This is a genomic window from Rhizobacter sp. P3_B12 (genome assembly GCF_056402895.1).
On the sequence record NZ_JBFUGN010000549.1, the window covers coordinates 1 to 4,111 of the forward strand.

1 protein-coding gene is annotated in these 4,111 nt (G+C 69.8%); it reads left to right on the forward strand.

The genetic code is table 11. The features are described from left to right. Positions 1–4,111, forward strand: a 4,111-nt coding sequence (locus AC1D01_RS23380; RefSeq protein WP_477870562.1) for an excinuclease ABC subunit UvrA, incomplete at both ends; no start/stop codon positions are given.

Sequence of the window (4,111 nt, forward strand, 5' to 3'; positions counted from 1 at the left end):
CTGAAATACCTGTGCGATGTCGGCCTCGGCTACCTGACGCTGGACCGCCAGAGCCGCACGCTGAGCGGCGGCGAGGTGCAGCGCATCAACCTCACTACCGCGCTCGGCACCTCGCTGGTCAACACGATGTTCGTGCTCGACGAGCCGAGCATCGGCCTGCACCCGCGCGACATGAACCGCATCGTCGAGGCGATGCACCGGCTGCGCGATGCCGGCAACACGCTGGTGGTCGTCGAGCACGACCCGGCGGTGATGCTGGCGGCCGACCGGCTGATCGACATGGGCCCGGGCCCCGGCGAGCGCGGCGGCAGCATCGTGTTCGACGGCACGCCGGAAGAGATCCGCCGTGCCGACACGCTGACCGGCGCCTACCTCGGCGRGCGCAAGCAGGTCGGCCTGGGCGGCCTGAAGCGGCTGGTGACCGAGGCGACGCCGAAGCTGATCCTCGAAGGCGCGCGCGACCACAACCTGAAGAACGTGACGGTCGAGTTCCCGCTGCAGCACCTGGTGTGCGTGACCGGCGTGTCCGGCTCGGGCAAGAGCACGCTGATGCAGGACGTGCTGTTCCCGGCGCTCGCGCGCCATTTCGGCAAGGCCACCGAGACGCCCGGCGAGCACGACCGCCTGCTCGGCGCCGACTGGCTGACCGACGCGGTGTTCGTCGACCAGTCGCCGATCGGCAAGACCGCGCGCTCGAACCCGGCCAGCTACGTCGGCGCGTTCGACGAGATCCGCAAGCTGTTCGCGCAGACGCCGCTGGCCGGCCAGCGCGGCTACGGCGCCGGCATGTTCAGCTTCAACGCCGGCGACGGCCGCTGCCCGACCTGCGGCGGCTCGGGCTTCGAGCATGTCGAGATGCAGTTCCTGTCCGACGTGTACCTGCGCTGCCCGGATTGCGACGGCCGCCGCTACCGCGCCGAGATCCTCGACGTGAAGATCGAGCGCCGCCTCCCCGGTGAGGTGGCCCGCGAACTGAGCGTGGCCGACGTGCTGGAGCTGACCGTCAGCGAGGCGGTGCAGATGTTCGCGCAGGACCGCGAGGTGCTGCGCGTGCTGCAGCCGATCGTCGACGTGGGCCTCGAGTACGTGAAGCTGGGCCAGCCGGTGCCGACGCTGTCGGGCGGCGAGGCGCAGCGGCTGAAGCTGGCCGGCTTCCTGGCCGAGGCGGCGCAGACGACGACCGCGAGCCGCCAGCCGGTCGCGAAGAAGGGCACGCTCTTCATGTTCGATGAGCCGACCACCGGCCTGCACTTCGACGACATCGCGAAGCTGATGCGCGCGTTCCGCAAGCTGCTCGACGCCGGGCATTCGCTGGTCGTGATCGAGCACAACCTCGACGTGATCCGCGCGGCCGACTGGCTGATCGACCTCGGCCCGGAAGGCGGCGAGGCCGGCGGGCTGGTGGTGTGCACCGGCACGCCGGAGGACGTGAAGCTGCATCCGACCTCGCACACCGGCCGCGCGCTGGCCGAGTACGAGGTGTCGATGCGTGCGGGCGAGCACCAGGTGGAAGAAGGCGTGCCGCTGCAGTACCTGGTCAAGAAGGCCCGCGACGTGCAGCGCGACGAATCGATCCGCATCGTCAATGCGCGCGAGCACAACCTGAAGTCGCTGGACGTCAGCATCCCGCGCGGCAAGTTCAGCGTGGTGACCGGCGTGTCGGGCTCGGGCAAGAGCACGCTGGCCTTCGACATCCTGTTCAACGAGGGCCAGCGCCGCTACCTCGAATCGCTGAACGCCTATGCGCGCAGCATCGTGCAGCCGGCCGGGCGGCCGGAGGTCGACGCGGTGTACGGCATCCCGCCGACGGTGGCGATCGAGCAGCGGCTGAGCCGCGGCGGCCGCAAGAGCACCGTCGCGACGACGACCGAGGTCTGGCACTTCCTGCGGCTGCTGTACGTGAAGCTGGGCATCCAGCACTGCGTGAACGACGGCGCGCCGGTGCGGCCGCAGAGCGTCGAGAGCATCGCAGCCCAGCTGCTGCGCGACCACCAGGGCGTGCACGTCGGGCTGCTGGCGCCGCTGGTCGTCAACCGCAAGGGCGTCTACACCGACCTTGCGAAGTGGGCGAAGGCGCGCGGCCACACGCACCTGCGGGTGGACGGCGACTTCCTGCCGGTCGATCCGTGGCCGCGGCTGGACCGTTTCAAGGAGCACACCGTCGAATTGCCGGTCGGCGACCTGGTGATCGGCAAGGACAACGAGGCCGAGCTGCGCACGCTGCTGGCGCAGGCGCTGGACCTGGGCAAGGGCGTGATGCACCTGCTGAGCCCGTTGAAGGGGCTGCGCGGCGCGATGCTGGCCGGCACGCCGACGCGCAAGCTCGGCGAGGTGAAGGTGTTCTCGACCAAGCGCGCCTGCCCGGTCTGCGCCACCAGCTACCCCGAGCTGGACCCGCGCATGTTCAGCTACAACAGCAAGCACGGCTGGTGCACCACCTGCGTCGGCACCGGCCTCGCGCTGACGCGCGAGCAGCGCAAGGCGTATGACGATTCGGTGCAGGACGATGACAACAAGGGCCGCGAGCAGAGCTTCCCGTCGGAGGAGGCGGAGGTTGAAGGCGTGGTCGACGAGCCGTGCCCGGATTGCGGCGGCACGCGGCTGAACCCGGTGTCGCGCGGCGTCACCTTCGACACGCATTCGATCGCGTGGATCGCGCAGTGGTCGGTGGCCGATGCGCGCAAGTGGGTGCAGGCGCTGACGCTGACCGGGCGCGACGCGGAGATCGCGCGCGACGTGGTCAGCGAGATCGCGAGCCGGCTGGAGTTCCTGGAAGAAGTCGGCCTCGGCTACCTGACGCTGGACCGTGCGGCGCCGACGCTGTCGGGTGGCGAGGCGCAGCGCATCCGGCTGGCGGCGCAGCTCGGCAGCAACCTGCAGGGCGTGTGCTACGTGCTCGACGAGCCGACCATCGGCCTGCACCCGCGCGACAACCAGATCCTGCTCGATGCGCTGCACAAGCTGGGCGACAAGGGCAACACGCTGGTGGTGGTGGAGCACGACGAGGACACGATCCGCCGCGCCGACCACATCATCGACATCGGCCCGGGCGCCGGCAAGCGCGGTGGCCGGCTGGTGGCCGAGGGCACGGCGGGCGACCTGGCGAAGAACCCCGATTCAGTGACCGGGCGCTTCCTCGCGAACCCGCTGGTGCACCCGCTGAAGGCGCGGCGCGAGGTGGATGCCTTCCTGGCGTCGGTGGCGAGCAAGGTCGCGAAGGAGGGCGAGGCGAACCGGCTGCTGACGATCCACGGCGCCTCGCTGCACAACCTGCAGCAGGTGACGGTCGACGTGCCGCTGAAGCGGCTGGTGGCGGTGACCGGCGTCAGCGGTTCGGGCAAGTCGACGCTGGCGCGCGACGTGCTGCTGGCCAACCTGCAGTTCATCAACGTGCGCGGCGGCAAGCCGAACTGGCAGGGCTGCGAGAAGATCGACGGCTGGGGTTATATCGACCGCGTGCTCGAGGTCGACCAGACGCCGATCGGCAAGACGCCGCGTTCGTGCCCGGCCACCTACATCGGCTTCTGGGACACCATCCGCAAGCTGTTCGCCGACACGCTGGAGTCGCGTGCGCGCGGCTACCTGCCGGCGCGCTTCAGCTTCAACACCGGCGACGGCCGCTGCCCGGCCTGCGAAGGGCAGGGCATGCGCACGATCGAGATGAGCTTCCTGCCGGACGTGAAGGTGCCGTGCGACGTGTGCCACGGCCAGCGTTTCAATGCCGAGACGCTGGCGGTGAGCTGGCGCGGCAAGAGCATTGGCGATGTGCTGAAGATGGAGATCGACGAGGCGGTGGAGTTCTTCGCGTCGATGCCGAACATCGCGCACCCGCTGCAGCTGATGAAGGACGTGGGGCTGGGCTACCTGACGCTGGGCCAGCCGTCACCGACGCTGAGTGGCGGCGAGGCGCAGCGCATCAAGCTGGTGACCGAGCTGACCAAGGTGCGCGACGACGTGGGCCGGCGCGGCAACAAGGCGCCGCACACGCTGTACGTGCTCGACGAGCCGACGGTGGGCTTGCACATGGCCGACGTGGAGCGCCTGATCCGTGTGCTGCACCGGCTGGTCGACGGCGGGCACAGCGTGGTCGTCATCGAGCACGACCTGGACG